Source organism: Bradyrhizobium jicamae (assembly GCF_018130695.1).
GTDB lineage: Bacteria > Pseudomonadota > Alphaproteobacteria > Rhizobiales > Xanthobacteraceae > Bradyrhizobium > Bradyrhizobium jicamae_B.
Genome location: NZ_JAFCJX010000003.1, coordinates 111540 through 127679 on the forward strand (window position 1 = coordinate 111540; position 16140 = coordinate 127679).

Annotated in this window: 14 protein-coding genes; 10 read left to right on the plus strand and 4 right to left on the minus strand. The window is 64.2% G+C overall.

Translation table 11 applies throughout. The annotated features are described in order from the left end of the window. Positions 1 to 9: 9 nt before the first annotated feature. Positions 10 to 753, plus strand: a complete 744-nt coding sequence (locus tag JQ604_RS05730) for an aspartate/glutamate racemase family protein (protein ID WP_212354176.1) — start codon at positions 10 to 12, stop codon at positions 751 to 753. 98 nt (positions 754 to 851) lie between these two features. Then, entirely contained in the window at positions 852 to 1541 is a 690-nt protein-coding gene (locus JQ604_RS05735) for a GntR family transcriptional regulator (RefSeq protein ID WP_349631057.1), read from the plus strand. A 126-nt stretch (positions 1542 to 1667) separates the two neighbouring features. On the opposite strand, the gene JQ604_RS05740 is transcribed toward JQ604_RS05735, so the two are convergent. Together JQ604_RS05740 and JQ604_RS05745 are read right to left on the minus strand one after the other, a co-directional pair. After that, positions 1668 to 2426 carry a hypothetical protein gene (locus JQ604_RS05740; protein ID WP_212354180.1) on the minus strand — a complete coding sequence of 253 codons (759 nt, stop codon included), beginning with the start codon at positions 2424 to 2426 and terminating at the stop codon, positions 1668 to 1670. A gap of 1066 nt (positions 2427 to 3492) precedes the next feature. Next, on the minus strand, positions 3493 to 4470 hold the full coding sequence (locus tag JQ604_RS05745) for an NADPH:quinone oxidoreductase family protein (RefSeq protein ID WP_212354182.1): 978 nt from the start codon (positions 4468 to 4470) through the stop codon (positions 3493 to 3495). Positions 4471 to 4743: 273 nt separating this feature from the next. On the opposite strand from JQ604_RS05745, the gene JQ604_RS05750 reads away from it, so the two are divergent. The 8 genes from JQ604_RS05750 (at position 4744) to JQ604_RS05785 (ending at position 13779) form a co-directional block, all read left to right on the plus strand. After that, the gene (locus JQ604_RS05750) at positions 4744 to 5517 is read left to right on the plus strand and encodes a motility protein A (protein ID WP_212354184.1); all 774 of its coding nucleotides are present in this window, start codon (positions 4744 to 4746) and stop codon (positions 5515 to 5517) included. Positions 5518 to 5546: 29 nt separating this feature from the next. Continuing rightward, positions 5547 to 6377 (plus strand): OmpA/MotB family protein, encoded by an 831-nt coding sequence (locus JQ604_RS05755; RefSeq protein ID WP_212354186.1) that lies wholly within the window; start codon positions 5547 to 5549, stop codon positions 6375 to 6377. Between the two features lie 164 nt (positions 6378 to 6541). Continuing rightward, positions 6542 to 8440, plus strand: coding sequence for a potassium transporter Kup (locus JQ604_RS05760; RefSeq protein WP_212354195.1), 1899 nt, complete (start codon positions 6542 to 6544; stop codon positions 8438 to 8440). 154 nt (positions 8441 to 8594) lie between these two features. Then, complete coding sequence (locus tag JQ604_RS05765) at positions 8595 to 10526, plus strand: potassium transporter Kup (RefSeq protein WP_212354197.1); 1932 nt, start codon at positions 8595 to 8597, stop codon at positions 10524 to 10526. 50 nt (positions 10527 to 10576) lie between these two features. Continuing rightward, entirely contained in the window at positions 10577 to 11002 is a 426-nt protein-coding gene (locus tag JQ604_RS05770) for a GNAT family N-acetyltransferase (protein ID WP_212354199.1), read from the plus strand. 153 nt (positions 11003 to 11155) lie between these two features. Beyond that, a complete protein-coding gene (locus JQ604_RS05775; RefSeq protein ID WP_212354201.1) occupies positions 11156 to 11485 on the plus strand; it encodes a rhodanese-like domain-containing protein in 330 nt (109 codons plus the stop codon). Between the two features lie 7 nt (positions 11486 to 11492). Continuing rightward, on the plus strand, positions 11493 to 12662 hold the full coding sequence (locus JQ604_RS05780) for an aminotransferase (RefSeq protein WP_212354203.1): 1170 nt from the start codon (positions 11493 to 11495) through the stop codon (positions 12660 to 12662). A gap of 7 nt (positions 12663 to 12669) precedes the next feature. Beyond that, a complete protein-coding gene (locus JQ604_RS05785; RefSeq protein ID WP_212354205.1) occupies positions 12670 to 13779 on the plus strand; it encodes a polyamine ABC transporter substrate-binding protein in 1110 nt (369 codons plus the stop codon). Positions 13780 to 13902: 123 nt separating this feature from the next. Here the strand turns inward: JQ604_RS05785 and JQ604_RS05790 are convergent, their stop codons facing one another. Beyond that, positions 13903 to 14838 (minus strand): lipid A biosynthesis lauroyl acyltransferase, encoded by a 936-nt coding sequence (locus JQ604_RS05790; RefSeq protein ID WP_212354206.1) that lies wholly within the window; start codon positions 14836 to 14838, stop codon positions 13903 to 13905. 19 nt (positions 14839 to 14857) lie between these two features. After that, a complete protein-coding gene (locus JQ604_RS05795) occupies positions 14858 to 16135 on the minus strand; it encodes a beta-ketoacyl-ACP synthase (RefSeq protein ID WP_212354208.1) in 1278 nt (425 codons plus the stop codon). Positions 16136 to 16140: the final 5 nt, after the last annotated feature.

Below are 16140 nucleotides of genomic sequence, written 5' to 3' on the forward strand. Positions count from 1 at the left end.
CATCGCGTCATGACCTATCCTGCGAACACCACCTCTCGTATCGCCCGCGGCGGCAAGGCGCTCTACGGTGCGCCGCTCGGCATCCTGATGCTGGAAGCGCGCTTTCCCCGCATTCACGGCGACATGGGCAACGGCACCACCTGGCCGTTCCCGGTGCTCTATCGCGTGGTCGGCGGCGCATCGCCGGAGAAGGTGGTGCTGAAGGGGGCGGCCGGGCTGCTGCCCGATTTCATCGATGCCGCGAAGGAGCTGGTGCGGCTCGGCGCTGAAGCCATCACCACCAATTGCGGCTTCCTCGCGCTGTTCCAGAAGGAGCTCGCGGCCGCCGTCGGCGTGCCGGTTGCGACCTCGTCCTTGATGCAGGTGCCGTGGGTGCAGGCGACCTTGCCGCCGGGCAAGCGCGTCGGCCTCGTCACCGTGTCAGGCTCGACGCTGACGCCGGCGCATCTCGAAGGTGCCGGCGTGCCGCTCGATACGCCGGTGGTCGGCACCGAGAACGGCAAGGAGTTCTTCCGCGTCCTGATCAAGGCCGAGAAGGACGACATGGATGTCGCGCAGGCCGAGCGCGACGTGGTCGAGGCCGGCAAGGAACTGGTGGCGCGCCATCCGGATGTCGGCGCCATCGTGCTCGAATGCACCAACATGCCGCCATACGCGGCCGCGCTGCAGGCCGAGGTCGGGCTGCCCGTCTACGACATCTACTCCATGATCACCTGGTTTCACGCCGGCCTGCGCCCGCGTGTGTTCGGCTGAAAAGGCGCTGAACAACGGCGCCGGTCGCGTTGCCAGCGGGAGCAGGGCGTCGATATATTGAGCTGTGTTCGCCAATGCATGCAATCGCGAAGGGTCCCGTGGAACTGAACTCCGACAGCATCGTCGACCGCGTCTATGAGCAGCTCAAGGCGATGGCGATCAGCTATGAGTTCAAGCCCGGCGAACGGCTGAACGAGGGCGAGCTGGCCAAGCGGCTCGGCGTCAGCCGCACGCCGCTGCGCGAGGCGCTGAACCGCCTCAACACCGAAGGCTTCCTGCGCTTCACCCCGGGCAAGGGCTTCTTCTGCCGCGAGCTCGACGCCCACGAGATCTTCGATCTCTACGAGCTGCGCAAGTCGATCGAGATCGCCTCCATCCGCCTCGCGATCAAGCGCGCCAGGGACGAGGACATCGACGCGCTGCTGGCGTTCCTGCAGGCGACCGGCCCCGATCCCGGCGAGCGCTCTTCCGTCGAACTGGTCGAGCTCGACGAAACCTTCCACGAGCGGCTGATGGGCATGTCGGGGAATACCGAGATGCTGCGCGTGCTGCGCAACGTCAACGCCCGCATCCGCTTCGTGCGCTGGATCGACATGGACCGGATCAACCGCTCCAACACCCAGGCCGAGCACCGCGCCGTCGTCGAAGGCCTCAAGGCGCGCGACGAGGAGAGGTGCGTCTCCGTGCTGGAGAAGCACATCGACCGAAGGCTCGACCGCATCACGTCAGCCATCAAGGAAGGCTACGCGCAGATCTACATGCCGGCCGCGCGCGCCGGCGCGAATTGACGATTGGTACTTGAGTACAGCGAAGGGCGGATTAGCGCAGCGTAATCCGCCGTTCTTCGCCGTAGATGCCGCGGCGGATTACGCCTCCGGCTAATCCGCCCTACAGCTACGTCGCGTTAGATTCCTTCAATGACGGTCGAGTGCGTCTGCCTCCTCCACCCCGTCCGCAGGTGCCGCGGTTTTTGGCCGTGCGAACAGGAAACGGGATGCCGCGGATATTTGTGCGCCGGCGCTGCCATCCTGGCCAATGAGGGCTAGTCCCGCTCCACCATTGGCTACGTTCAGGATGACAGGCTCGCCCGTCCAGGTCCTGATTGGCTTCATTGCGACGATGAGAAATTCACCGATCGGCTGATCAAAATATTGCAGCCTCAGCTGCGGACCGACCTCCGCTTCCGCAAGTCCAAAACCCAACTGTTGAGCGCGCGCATAAATGTCCGCCAGCGATGCGGTATCGGTCTGAAGGCCGAGTTCGGCCGCCGACACTGAAAAAAGATCCAGTCTGGTTCTCGTGGAGCGGAGGGTAAAGGCCGGTCGAGCCAGAATTTCCGCAGCCGAACCCCCGACGCTGCAACCCACTGCATCGAGCGCGTTACGGAGGGCGAGCGAATTTGCAAAAGTCCCGATTGTGATCGTCTTCCACACCGACACATCGGCAGCGGATGTGATTGCAATTTGCGGCGCACGAGCTGACGGAGTTTTCTTCAGCCTCAGCTGGTTCTGCAAACTGTCTCGCGCCGTGCATTGAGCCTCGGCGCCGGTCGCGAACAGAAGGATGCCCGCGGCGCTGATCATGGCAACAGCGAGACTGCGGCCACGACGCCATCCCATCGAATAATGCGGTATGGCGCGGCAATCGACGTCCTTGTCAGCGGTTCGGTCCATAGCAATCTCTCACGCGTGCTATGGTGTATGCTGAATAGAATTCGACAAATCGGCCCAGGCGAATCGCGCCTTCGCCGTATGTGGTCTGGTCAACATCCGCAGAAAAGTTGCCTTGCCGAGATGTCGCCTGTTGACCCGATCAATTGATGGAGCTTGGTCTGTTCAGCAGTTGATTCAAGACAGTGGCGCTGTCGGGTCGTGCAATTTTGGGTCGATTGTCGAGTACTGGTATGCGCCGATGATTGAATAGTGCTGTTTGCTGCGGGGCGGGCGCGGCCAAGGCGGTGCCGTAGCCCGGAGCTCGCAGAGCGAAGGCGGAAACGACATTCCGGGGACAGCGGTCCGCATATCGCGGGATACGGGCCTGCGAGCATCCGTCGTTCCACGGATCGAATATTTTTCAGAAATGCTCTTCTGATTCGACGAATAATGCTTGACGTGCGACCCAAATCAGGTGTCTAATGTGTCCGTCTCACCCGATACGAGGGGCGTTTCGCGAACGTCACGGACGTGGGTGCAGATGCGGTGGCCGCCGAGCGTGCAATTGACGTGTGTGCGCAAGGCGGACGGCGAAGTCGTGTGGGCCTGCCGCCCCGATGTTGGTGGTAAGCACGCGAAAGGTCCAAAGCCGATCGCGGATGATGGTGGCACAAAAGCAGAGTCTCACCAGGGCGAGCACGTATAAGCCGTAAAGCCATCGCGCAGGGAAGGCCGGCGTGCCTCCGCTGCATTTGTATGCTCGTGTGCGCCACTTTCTACCCATTGCACACGGGACCGCGGGTGCAGCGTGCACCCGGCTTTCCCTGCGCCCTCGATCTAGAGAGAGGGCGAAACGAAATGAAAGACTCGGGCAAATCATGTCGCGAGAATGCGAAACCATGTCGAACTGCCGTAGGGTGGGCAAAGCGACCCCGTCTGCCGTAGCTCAACGAACGAAGGCGGAAGCGTGCCCACCATCACGAGCGCGCCGAGGATGGTGGGCACGGCGCGAGGGCGCCTTTGCCCACCCTACGGCAGTCGTGATCGCTGATGGTGCGCAACACATTCGCCAACACGACGGAAAGAGCTACCCAATCCGCACCACCATCTTCCCCAACGCCGCGCGTGTCTGCATCGTCTTGAACGCCTCGCGAAAATCGGTGAACGCGAACACCTTGCCGACCACCGGCTTGAGCTGTCCGTCGCGCAGCCACGCCGACAGTTGCGTCAGCACCCGCGCCTGGGCCTCCGGCTCGCGCTTAGCGATTTGCGCGACGTCGACGCCGATCAGAATGCCGCCTTTGAGCAAGGGCAAATTGAACGGCAAGGCCGGAATGCTGCCGGCGGCGAAGCCGACCACGAGATGACGGCCGTTCCAGGCGATCGAGCGGAAGGCCTGCACCGACACCTCGCCGCCGACGGGGTCGAAGATCACGTCGGCGCCATCGCCGCCGGTGAGATCCTTCAGCGCGTCGCGCCAGTCGGCGCGCGTGTAGTCGATGACATCGTCGGCGCCAAAGCTTCTGGCGAACGCGCGCTTCTCTTCCGTCGACGCAGCGGCGGTGACGCGCGCGCCGAGCAGCTTGCCGACCTGGATCGCCGCGATGCCGGTGCCGCCGGCGGCGCCGAGCACGAGCAGATGCTCGCCGGCGCGCAGCGTGCCGCGCTCGCCGAGCGCATAGAGCGCGGTGAGATAGTTGGTGCGGAAGGCAGCACCAGCCTCCGGCGCAAGTCCCTCGGGCATGATTTCGACCGCGGCGGCCGGCACCACGATGTATTCGGCAAGCGCACCCGAGCGCGCCATGCCCAGCACCGGCGTACCGGGTGCGAAGCCCGTCACGTCGCCCGCGGCTTCATCCACGATGCCGGCGAATTCCGCGCCGGGCGTGAAGGGCAGCGAATCCCTGGTCTGGTAGCGGCCTTCGACCTTCAGCCCGTCGACAAAGCCGATGCTCGCGGCCTGCACCTTGATGCGGAGCTGGCCGGCGCCGACAGCGGGCACCGCGATCTCCTTCAGCGCGATCTGATCGATCGGCGCATACTGCTCGACGACAACGGCTTTCATCTGATCCTGCTCGCTGCTGCGTTTCCTCAAGGGTCTATCCCACATCCGTTCTACTACGGGGAGGGTTTTTGCCGCTTCGGCGCCGGCGGCCGGCGGGGAAATCGAGCATCTTCAACGACATCGTCCGCCGTCGTTCGTTTACCTGTTGTTATCCCTACCGAATTCGGTAACCCGTCCTTAATCGCATCAACCTTAAGGTCTTCCCAACGCGGTCCGTCTCGGGCCGTGCGCCGTCCAGGACAGGCGGGGGTCGCGTATGCGTTGGAGTGCTCCATGGATATCATGACAGGCGCGGGGCTGGTGGCCGGCGTCGCCGTTATCGCGTTGATGATGTTCATGGGCGGCGACCTGCACATGTTCATCTCCGAGCACGCCATGATCATCATCTTCGGCGGTTCGATCTCGGCGACCATGATCCGTTTTCCGCTCGGCGTGATGCTGCACGGCCTGCCGCTCGGCTTGAAATTCGCTTTCACGATGAGCCGGCTGTCGGCCCGCGACCTCGTCGACGAGCTCGCCCGTATTGCCGAGATCGCCCGCAAGCAGGGCCCGGTCGGGCTCGAAAAGGTCGAGACCAACGAGCCGTTCCTGGCCAAGGGCATCCGTTACGTCGCCGACGGCTACGACCTCGAATTCATCCGCGACAATCTCGAGCGCGACCGCGACAACTTCCTGATGCATCTCGACGAGGGCAGCAAGATCTACCGCGCGATCGGCGACTGCGCCCCGGCGTTCGGCATGATCGGCACGCTGATCGGCATGGTGCAGATGTTCGCCAACATGACCGACCCCTCGAAGCTCGGCCCGTTCATGGCGACCGCGCTGCTCGCCACGCTGTACGGCGCGCTGGTCGCCAACCTGTTCTGTCTGCCGATCGCCGACAAGCTGCACGGCAAGCTGCTCGACGAAGAGACCAACCGCACGCTGATCATCGACGGCATTCTGATGATCCGCGATTCCAAGAGCCCGGCGCTGGTGCGCGAGATGCTGCTGGCCTATCTGCCGGAGAAGCATCGTCACGAGGAAGGCGAGCCGGTCCCGGCCTGACGGTCGCGGCGCGTTCGGAAGTTTAGGCGATGGCCAAGAAAAAGCGCGGCGATGCACATGGCGGCGGTCACGGCTGGTTCGTGACCTTCGCCGATCTCATGGGCCTGATGATGAGCTTCTTCGTGATGCTCGTCGCGTTTTCGACCATGGACAACAACAAGCTGAAGATCGTCGCCGGCTCGATGCGCGACGCCTTCGGCGTGCAGACCAATGTGCGCTATTCCGGCATCATCGAATCCGACGGCCTGCCGACCCGGCCGAAGCTGAAGAACGTCGAGCACATCTCGCCGGAGGAATCCTCCGCCAATCCGACGCCGGACGAGCAGGAGCGCAGCCAGGTCAACGGCGCGCGGCTGAAGATCGATCGCGAATTCGCGCTGGCGTCCGCATCGTTGCGGCAGGCGCTGCAGGACATGCCGGAGCTGACCGAGATGTCCAAGCACATCATGTTCGAGGAGACCAAGGAAGGCCTCAACCTCGAGATCGTCGACCAGGACGGCCGCTCGATGTTCGCCGACGGCTCCAAGGTGCCGTATGACCGCACCCGCCGGCTGATCCAGAAGCTCGCCGCGCCGCTCAAGGCGACGCCGCTGCGGGTCGCGATCATGGGGCATACCGCCGCGGGCTTCGTGCCGACGCGCAGCGACTACGGCGCGTACGATCTCTCGGCCGACCGCGCCAATGCGGTCCGGCAGATTCTGGAGCGGGAGGGGCTGCCGGCCTCCCACATCTTCTCGGTCGGCGGCAAGGCCGATGGCCAGCCGCTGTTTCCTGACGATCCGACCTTGCCGGCCAATCGTCGCGTCACCATCACATTGATGCGCGAAAATCCGCCGCTGCCGCCGGATCTCAAGCCGTAAGCAATTGAAGTTACGATATTACCACCTCATCGTCCTGTGGTGAACCGGCGCAGTCCGGGGCCTCTCGCCGCATGCAATGATATGATGGTTTGGTTGACAGGCCGCGCGGAAGCGACGATCACCGCGCGGATCAAAATCAACCGTGAGAGCGTTCCACCTTCGCCATGGCTGTCAGCGTCTCAACCAGTGAAGCCCACGAAGGTCAGGCGTCCTCGAGCTTCTGGGCCCTGACGCTCGGGAGCATCGGCGTCGTGTTCGGCGATATCGGCACCTCGCCGTTGTACGCCTTCCGCGAAGCCGTCACCCACGCAGCCCATGGCGAGGAGGTCACGCGCACCATCGTGCTCGGCGTGCTCTCGCTGATCCTGTGGTCGCTGTTCATCGTCGTCACCGTCAAATATGTGCTGCTGCTGCTCCGCGCCGACAACAACGGCGAGGGCGGCACGCTCTCCTTGATGGCATTGGGGCAGCGGGCGCTCGGCCACCGAAGCTGGGTGTTGCTGGCGCTCGGCGTGGTCGGCGCCTCGATGTTCATCGGCGATTCCATGATCACGCCGGCCATCTCGGTGCTCTCGGCGGTCGAAGGCCTCAAGCTGGTCACCCCGGCGTTTGAGCATTATGTGGTGCCGCTGACCATCTTCATCCTCGTCGTGCTGTTTTCGGTCCAGAGCAGCGGCACCGCGCGCGTCGCCTCGGCCTTCGGGCCGGTGATGGTGGTCTGGTTCGCGACATTGGCGACGCTGGGGCTCATTCATATCAGCGACGATCCCACCGTGCTGGCGGCGATCAATCCCTGGTACGCGATCCAGTTCATGCTGTCCCACGGGACCATCGGCCTGGTGACGATGGGCCTGGTGTTTCTGGCGGTGACCGGCGGTGAGGCGCTCTATGCGGACCTCGGTCATTTCGGACGCAAGCCGATCCAGGTCGGCTGGCTCTATTTCGTGATGCCGGCGCTGCTGATCAATTATTTCGGGCAGGGCGCGCTGGTGCTGTCCGATCCGGCGGCGATCGAAAATCCGTTCTACCGGCTGGTTCCCGGGGTGCTGCTGTTGCCGATGGTCGTGCTCGCCACTGCCGCAACCGTCATCGCGAGCCAGGCGGTGATCACAGGCGCGTTTTCGCTGATCCGCCAGGCGGTGCAACTCGGTCTCCTGCCGCGCTTCGAGGTGCGCTATACGTCGGAGACGCATGCCGGCCAGATCTACCTGCCGCGCGTCAATCGGCTGCTGCTGGTCGGGGTCGTGCTGCTGGTGCTGTTGTTCCGCACCTCGAGCGGCCTTGCATCCGCCTATGGCATCGCCGTCTCCACCACCATGGTGGTCGACGGCATCATGGGCTTCGTCGTGATCTGGAAGCTGTGGAACTGGCGCGCGGCCACCGCGGCGGCCCTCGTCCTGCCGCTCGTTGTGGTCGACACCAGCTTCTTCGCCGCCAACCTGCTCAAATTGTTCGAAGGCGCCTGGGTGCCGCTGCTGTTCGGCGTGGCGGTGGCGGTGATGATCTGGACGTGGCGCCGGGGGGCTGCGATCCTGACTGCGAAGACCCGGCGCATCGAGGTGCCGCTGGCGGACCTGATCAAGAGCCTGGAGAAGCGTCCGCCGCACATCGTCAAGGGCACCGCGGTGTTCCTGACCAGCGATCCCGGCTTCGTGCCGACGGCGCTGCTGCACAATCTCAAGCACAACAAGGTGCTGCACGAGCACAACGTGATCATCACCATCGAAACCGCGCAGACGCCGCGCGTCGATCCCTCCGATCGCGTGCAGATGGAGAGCATCAGCGACAAATTCTCCAAGGTGCGGCTGCGCTTCGGTTTCATGGAGTCGCCGAACGTCCCGAAGGCGCTCGCGATCGCGCGCAAGCTCGGCTGGCAGTTCGACATCATGGCGACGTCGTTCTTCGTGTCGCGCCGCTCGTTGAAGCCCTCCGCGCAATCGGGCATGCCGCAATGGCAGGATCATCTGTTCATCGCGATGAGCCGGTCCGCGAACGATGCCACCGATTATTTCCAGATCCCGACGGGGCGGGTGGTGGAGGTCGGTACTCAGGTAACTATCTGATCCGTCTGCGGGATTCGGCAGCTAGCGGGCGTGAAGATATGCGCTCGTTGCATACCTGAGGCCAAAATCCGCGCTAACCTATGCATTCGCGGTAGGAGTATAGCCCTGCAACCCCGCATTGTGCAGCGCGGTAGAAGATAGAGGCGCGTCTTCCATGTCATCCGAGAGTGCGATCACCGCGGCGGAAACGCCCGCGGCCAATGGTCATGGCGAGGCGCATTCCACCGCGGGCTTCAAAGCGCTCCTGATCGGCAGCATCGGCGTCGTCTACGGCGACATCGGCACCAGCCCGCTCTACGCGCTGCGCGAAGCCGTCGTTGCCGCGAGCGGCCCCGATGGTGGCACCGCAACGGCGGCGGCGGTGCTTGGCGTGCTCTCGCTGATCCTGTGGGCGCTGATCGTCGTCGTCACGCTGAAATACGTCGTGATCCTGCTCCGCGCCGACAACAATGGCGAGGGCGGCACGCTAGCGCTGATGGCGCTGGCGCAGCGCGCCGTGAGCTGGGGCGGCGGCACGATCGTGCTGCTCGGCATCATCAGCGGCGCGCTGTTCTATGGCGACGCCGTGATCACGCCTGCGCTGTCGGTGCTGTCGGCGATCGAAGGCATCAAGCTCGTCACGGCGACCTTCGACCCCTACGTTGTCCCGATCACGGTGGTGATCCTGGTCGCGTTGTTCGCCGTACAGTCGCGCGGCACCGCGCGCGTCGCTGCATTCTTCGGCCCGATCATGTGCCTGTGGTTCGCGATCATCGCGGTCGCGGGCATTCCCCAGATCATCGCGCATCCCGAGGTGCTGCAGGCGTTCAATCCGCTCTACGCCGTGTCGTTCATGCTTCATCACGGCATTATCGGCTTTGTGACGCTCGGTGCCGTGTTCCTGGCGGTGACCGGCGCGGAAGCCCTCTATGCCGACCTCGGTCATTTCGGCAAGCGCCCGATCCAGACCGCATGGCTGTTCATCGTGCTGCCGTCGCTGGCGCTGAATTACATGGGGCAGGCGGCCCTGGTGCTGTCCGATCCGAAGGCGATCGAGAACCCGTTCTTCCTGCTGTTTCCGCCGGGCTGGCCGCTGATCGCGATGGTCATCCTCGCCGCGATCGCCACCGTGATCGCGAGCCAGGCGGTGATCACCGGCGCCTATTCGCTGACGCGGCAGGCGATCCAGCTCGGCCTGATGCCGCGCTTCGAGATCCGTCACACGTCGGAAGCGCATTCGGGGCAGATCTACATTCCCCGCATCAACCGCATGCTGCTGATCGCGGTGATCCTGCTCGTTCTGCTATTCCGCTCGTCCAGCGCGCTCGCCTCGGCCTACGGCATCTCGGTCACCGGCACGATGGTCGTCACCGCCATGATGGGCTTTGTGGTGATCTGGCGCGTGTGGAAGTGGTCGCCGATCGCGGCTGGTGCACTAATCGCACCGTTCCTGTTCCTCGACCTGACCTTCCTGTCGGCCAACCTGCTCAAGGTGTTCGAAGGCGGCTGGGTGCCGCTCGCGCTCGGCGCGGCCATGATCATCCTGATGTACACGTGGCGCCGCGGCAGCCGGCTGTTGTTCGAGAAGTCGCGCAAGCTGGAGTTCCCGCTCGCCGATCTCGTGGCCATGCTGGAGAAGCGGCCGCCGCAGCGGGTCTCCGGCACGGCCGTGTTCCTGACCAGCGATCCGCTGAGCGCGCCGACCGCGCTGATGCACAGCCTGAAGCACTACAAGGTGCTGCATGAGAAGAACGTCATCCTGACCATTGAGACCGCGCCGACGCCGCGCATCGATCCGTCGGAGCGGGTGCGGATGGAGCAGATCAGCCCGACCTTCTCCAGGGTGACGCTGAAGTTCGGCTTCATGGAGTCCCCGAACGTGCCGAAGACGCTGGCGATCGCCCGCAAGCTCGGCTGGCAGTTCGACATCATGTCGACCTCGTTCTTCCTGTCCCGTCGTGCCCTCAAACCCGCCGCGCATTCCGGCATGCCGCGCTGGCAGGACCATCTGTTCATCGCGCTGACCCGCTCGTCCAACGACGCCACCGACTATTTCCAGATCCCGACCGGCCGTGTGGTCGAGGTCGGCACGCAGGTCACGATCTGATGGAACGGCCCTCTCAGGAGGGCAGGGATCGAATGAGGGCTATTCATCGCTTGGCCACGCCGGCCGATGCGAAGCGCCTGTTCGAGATCAGGCGCACGTCGATCCTCGGGCTGGCGCCGAGCGGAATGTCGGTCGAGGCGGTCGAGCTCTGGGCGACCTCACTGACCCTCATCGGGATGAAGCGAAAGCTGCGCGACCTCGAGATCTGGGTGGCCGAGCATGACGGCACGACCGCGGGGTGGGGCGCTATCCGTGGCGACACTTTGGAGGGGCTGTACACCGCTCCCGAATGTGCCGGTCGCGGCGTTGGCGCTGGTCTGCTTGCCATGCTCGAGGACCAGATGCGCAAGCGCGGCGTCGCGGCGGTCTGCGCCGAAGCCAGCTCGAACGCGCTCAATTTCTACCTCCGGCGGGGCTATCGGGCGAATGGACCGCAAACTCCGGAAGGGGCGTGGCCGATCGTCAAGCAGCTCTGATTACTGCCGTTCCAGTGCAGGCGATTGAGGCTTTGGTGGAAGATTCAGACCGCGCTATAAGCCGCTCTCAGTCCTTGATTTTCCCCGCGCGAGAGGCGACTTTGCGCACCGGCTGGCGGGGCTCAGGCTAAGCCCATCTGGGAGGATTTTTCCGTGGCGGACCACAAGGTGCAAGATTTGTTTCCGGACGAGGTGTCGAAGGGAATAGCCGATGGGCGCTATCTTCTGGTCGATGTCCGCGAGCCCAATGAGGTCGCAGCCGAGGCCTATCCCGACAGCGTCGTGGTGCCGTTGTCGACATTCGACCCGGCCGCGATTCCGGATCCGCAGGGCAGGCAGGTGGTGTTCGCCTGCCGCTCCGGCAAGCGTTCGGTGACGGCGTCGCTGGCGGCGCAGGCCGCGGGCCTGCCTTACGACAAGCATCTGGCGGGCGGCATCATCGGCTGGAAGGCGGCGGGCATGCCGACCAAGGTGGGCGGCTGATCCTTCCATGACCTCCATGAACAAGGTCTTCGCGGACCTTCCCGTCACCATCTTCGAGGCGATGTCGCAGGCCGCGCGCGACAACAACGCCATCAATCTCGGCCAGGGTTTTCCGGACGATCCCGGACCGGAAGATATCCGCCGCGCGGCCGCGGAGGCCTCGGTGAACGGATACAATCAGTACCCGTCGATGATGGGCATTCCGGAACTGCGGCAGGCGATCGCCACGCATTACGGACACTGGCACGGGCTCAAGCTCGACCCGATGACCGAAGTGATGGTCACCTCCGGGGGTACCGAGGCGCTGACGTCCTCGATCCTGGCCATGGTCGAGCCGGGCGACGAGGTCGTGTGCTTCCAGCCGGTCTATGATTCCTATCTGCCGATCATCCGCCAAGCCGGCGGCATTCCGCGCCTGCTGCGGCTTGAGCCGCCGGAGTGGCGGCTGAACGAGGAGATGCTGCGCAGCGTCTTCAACCACAAGACCAAGGCGGTGCTGTTCAACAATCCGCTCAATCCGGCCGCTGTGGTCTATCCGCGCGAGGACCTCGAACTGCTGGCGCGGTTCTGCCAGGAGTTCGACGTTGTCGCGATCTGCGACGAGGTCTGGGAACACGTCACCTTCGACGGCCGCGAGCACATTCCGCTGATCACGATTCCCGGCATGCGCGACCGCACCATCAAGATCGGCAGCGCCGGCAAGATCTTTTCGCTGACGGGCTGGAAAATCGGCTTCGTCTGCGCCGCGCCGCCGCTGCTGCGGGTCGCGGCCAAGGTCCATCAGTTCCTGACCTTCACCACTGCGCCGAATTTGCAGGCCGCGGTGGCCTATGGTCTCGGCAAGCCCGACGACTATTTCCTCACGATGCGCCAGGACATGGCGCGCAGCCGCGATCGCCTCACCAAGGGGCTGGAGAGCCTCGGCTTCCCCGTGCTGAAATCGCAGGGCACCTACTTCCTCACCGTCGACCTGTCGCCGCTCGGACTCAACGAGAGCGATACGGATTTCTGCTGGCGCATCGTCCGGGATTACAAGGTCGCGGCGATTCCGGTGTCGGCGTTCTACGAAAAGGATCCCGTGACGTCGGTCGTTCGTTTCTGTTTCTCCAAGAAGGATGCCACGCTGGACACCGCGCTCGAGCGTCTGTCCGACGCGATCCATCGCCGCAAGAGGTAAGAGACACATGCATCTGCAGAGCCGTCGTCACGTCAGTTTCATCGGCGCGATCGCCGCGGTTCTGCTGCTCTCGTCATCCGCGCAGGCGGAAGAGCGCACGGTCAATTTCTACAATTGGTCGAACTATATGGCGCCGGATGTCCTTGAGGACTTCACCAAGGAGACCGGCATCAAGGTGGTCTACGACACCTTCGACGCCAACGAGACGCTGGAGACGCGGCTGCTCGCCGGCAAGTCCGGCTACGACGTCGTGGTGCCCACCGGTTATTTCCTCCAGCGCCAGATCACCGCAAAAGTCTTCCTGAAGCTCGACAAGTCGAAGCTGCCGAACCTCGCCAACGCCTGGCCGGTGGTCGCCAAGGAGCTTGCCACCTACGATCCCGGCAACAATTACGGCGCCAACTACATGTGGGGCACCACCGGCATCGGCTACAACGTCAAGATGGCGCAGCAGATCCTCGGCGCTGACGCGAAGATCGACAGCTGGGACATCGTCTTCAAGCCGGAGAATCTCGCGAAGTTCAAGGACTGCGGCATCCACATGCTGGACTCCGCCGACGACATCCTGCCGGCGGCGCTGAGCTATCTCGGCATCGATCCGAACTCGACCAAGCAGGCCGACCTGGAGAAGGCTGCCGATCTCGTCATGAAGATCAGGCCTTACGTGCGCAAGTTTCATTCATCCGAATATCTGAGCGCGCTGGCGTCGGGCGAGATCTGCTTCGTGGTCGGCTGGTCCGGCGACGTCATGCAGGCGCGCAGCCGCGCGGCGGAAGCCAAGAGCGGCGTCGAGATCGGCTACACGATCCCGAAAGAGGGCGCGCAGATGTTCTTCGACAATCTCGCGATCCCCGCCGACGCCAAGAACGTCACCGAGGCCTATGCGCTGATCAACTATCTCTACCGCCCGGACGTCGCTGCCAAGAACTCCAGCTTCCTGTCCTACGCCAACGGCAATCTGGCGAGCCAGAAGCTGATCGATCCGAAGATTCTGGGCGACAAGAACATCTATCCGGACGAGGCGACGCAGAAGAAGCTGTTCGTGATCACCGCGCGCGATCCGGCCACGCAGCGGATCATCAACAGGCTGTGGACTCGGGTGAAGACGGGGAAGTAATTCCATCCGTCATTGCCTGCAACAAGCGCAAGGCGCTTGTGCAAGGGAGCAAAGCGACGAAGCAATCCATAGCTCCGCAAGCTGAGGGATGGATTGCTTCGCTTCGCTCGCAATGACGACGCGCTACCGCCACCTGCGGTGCAGCCACAGCCACTGATCCGGATACTCGCGCACCCAGCTTTCGACCACGTCGGTGACCGCCTGCATCGTGCCCTGCACGTCGATCTGGCCGGAGGCGTCGAACACCGGCTTCACTTCCTCCGACAGTTCTGCACGGAAGCGGCCATCGGGCAGGCGGATGATGCGGGTGCCGTGGATCGGGCAATCGACCTGGCGGCGCAGCCGCGCCAGCATCGGATTGGCGGTGGTCTTGCGGCCGAAGAAGGTGACGGGGACGCCGTTGGTCAGATACTGATCGACCAGCATCGCGACATGCTGGCCGTTCTGCAGCGCCTGTCCGAGCTTGAGCGGCGCGTCGCGGCCGGCTGGCACCAGCGTGCCCATCTTGACCTTGCGGATGCGCTCGATCGCGCGGTCGGCGGATTCGATGTTGGGGCGGCGGAACAGGATCGCGGCATCGAGCCCGTGCGCGACGGCGCCGAGCGCAGGCAGTTCCCAATTGCCGAGATGGGCGGCAAAGAACAGCGCCGGCTTGCCGTCGTCGCGAAGCTGGTCGAACAGCACCTTGGTGCGCGGCGAGAACTCGATGCGGCTCGGCCGCTCCGGATGATCGGGGTCGTAGTCCCAGATGTGGTCGAGATGGGCGAACTCGGCACCGAGGCGACCGAGATTGTTCCAGACGCCGGTGAGGATCTCCTCGATCTCTTCGGGCGACTTCTCGGGGAAGGCGGCCTTGAGGTTCTCGCGCCCGATCCGATCCTCGCGCAACCGGCGGCCGATGAAATGCGCGGCACGGCCGAAGAACTTTGCGGTCTTGTCCGGATCGAAATAGCGCGTGGTGCGCAGCATGCCGACCGTCAGCGCGCCGATCGCGGCTTCCGCCGCAGGCTTGGTGGCGTCGCGCAGGCGCGCCTTGGCGCGGAGGAACAGGCGGCTCATGACGAGGGCAGGGGCCGGCTTATGCCGGCTCGCGCGTCAGGATCAGCGAGGCGTTCTGCCCGCCGAAGCCGAACGAGTTCGACATCACGGCCGTGACGCGGGCGTCGCGCGCCTTGTTGCCGACCACGTCGAACGGGATCGCCGGATCCGGCACCTCGTAATTGAGGGTCGGTGGAATCCGCTGATGCTCCAGCGTGAGCAGCGAGTAGATCGCCTCGACCGCGCCGGCCGCCGAGATGGTGTGCCCGACCGCGGACTTGTTCGACGATACCGGAATCTTCGAGGTGTGATCGCCGAACACGGCAGAGGTCGCCAGATATTCCATCTTGTCGTTTTCCGGCGTCGAGGTGCCGTGGGCGTTGATGTGGTCGATCTGCTCCGGCTCCATGCCGGCGTCCGCCAGCGTCTTGCGCACGCAACCAATCGCGGGCTTGCCGTCCGGGGCCGATCGGGTGCGGTGGAAGGAGTCGGTGAGCTCGCCGCAACCGGCGACGACCCCGAGGATGCGCGCGCCACGCGCCATCGCCGCGTCATAGCTTTCCAGCACCAGCGCGCCGGCGCCTTCGGCCATCACAAAACCGTCGCGGTTCTTGGAGAACGGCTTTGAGGCGGCCTGCGGCGGATCATTCTGCGTCGACAATGCCGACAGCAGCGAGAAGCGCACCATGGCTTCGGGATTGACCGAGCCGTCGGTGGCGACACAGAGTGCCGCATCGGTTTCGCCGCGGCGGATGGCCTCGACGCCGAGCTGGATCGCGGTCGCGCCGGAGGCGCAGGCCGTCGACAGCGAGATCGGCGAGCCCTTGGTGCCAAAGCTGTCGGCGAGATTGTTGGCGACTGAGCCGAACATGAAGCGGTGATGGTTGTCCGCGAACCGTCCGCCGCCGCTGGCGCGCAGCACGTCCATGGTGGTGAAGTCAGGCCGGCCGATCGTGCGGCCGACCTCCAGCCGCTGCGGCCATTCGGTTTCGACTGGCGCGACCGCGAGGAACAGCGGCCCCGGGAAATCGCCCTTGCTGCCGATGCCGGATTGATCCAGCGCTTCCTCGATCGCCAGCACTGCAAGACGCTCGGACAGGCCGGTGGAGGAGAACGGATCGACCTTCACGAAATCGATCGCGCCGGCCATCGTGGTCTTCAGCCCGTCGATCGGAAAGCGCGTCACCGTCTTGATGCCGGACTCGCCGGCGGTCAGCCGGGTCCAGTTGTCGGTCTTGCCCGCGCCGAGCGAGGTCAAAATCCCCATGCCGGTCACGACAACGATCGGCCGGCCGGATTTATCGCGTGGTGCTGCCATGGTTT

Excerpts from the sequence above, each read along its gene's own strand:
- JQ604_RS05730 (WP_212354176.1), top strand. The coding sequence starts at position 10 with ATGACCTATCCTGCGAACACCACCTCTCGTATCGCCCGCGGCGGCAAG.
- JQ604_RS05740 (WP_212354180.1), bottom strand. The coding sequence starts at position 2,426 with ATGGACCGAACCGCTGACAAGGACGTCGATTGCCGCGCCATACCGCAT.
- JQ604_RS05745 (WP_212354182.1), bottom strand. The coding sequence starts at position 4,470 with ATGAAAGCCGTTGTCGTCGAGCAGTATGCGCCGATCGATCAGATCGCG.
- JQ604_RS05750 (WP_212354184.1), top strand. The coding sequence starts at position 4,744 with ATGGATATCATGACAGGCGCGGGGCTGGTGGCCGGCGTCGCCGTTATC.
- JQ604_RS05755 (WP_212354186.1), top strand. The coding sequence starts at position 5,547 with ATGGCCAAGAAAAAGCGCGGCGATGCACATGGCGGCGGTCACGGCTGG.
- JQ604_RS05760 (WP_212354195.1), top strand. The coding sequence starts at position 6,542 with ATGGCTGTCAGCGTCTCAACCAGTGAAGCCCACGAAGGTCAGGCGTCC.
- JQ604_RS05765 (WP_212354197.1), top strand. The coding sequence starts at position 8,595 with ATGTCATCCGAGAGTGCGATCACCGCGGCGGAAACGCCCGCGGCCAAT.
- JQ604_RS05780 (WP_212354203.1), top strand. The coding sequence starts at position 11,493 with ATGACCTCCATGAACAAGGTCTTCGCGGACCTTCCCGTCACCATCTTC.
- JQ604_RS05785 (WP_212354205.1), top strand. The coding sequence starts at position 12,670 with ATGCATCTGCAGAGCCGTCGTCACGTCAGTTTCATCGGCGCGATCGCC.
- JQ604_RS05790 (WP_212354206.1), bottom strand. The coding sequence starts at position 14,838 with ATGAGCCGCCTGTTCCTCCGCGCCAAGGCGCGCCTGCGCGACGCCACC.
- JQ604_RS05795 (WP_212354208.1), bottom strand. The coding sequence starts at position 16,135 with ATGGCAGCACCACGCGATAAATCCGGCCGGCCGATCGTTGTCGTGACC.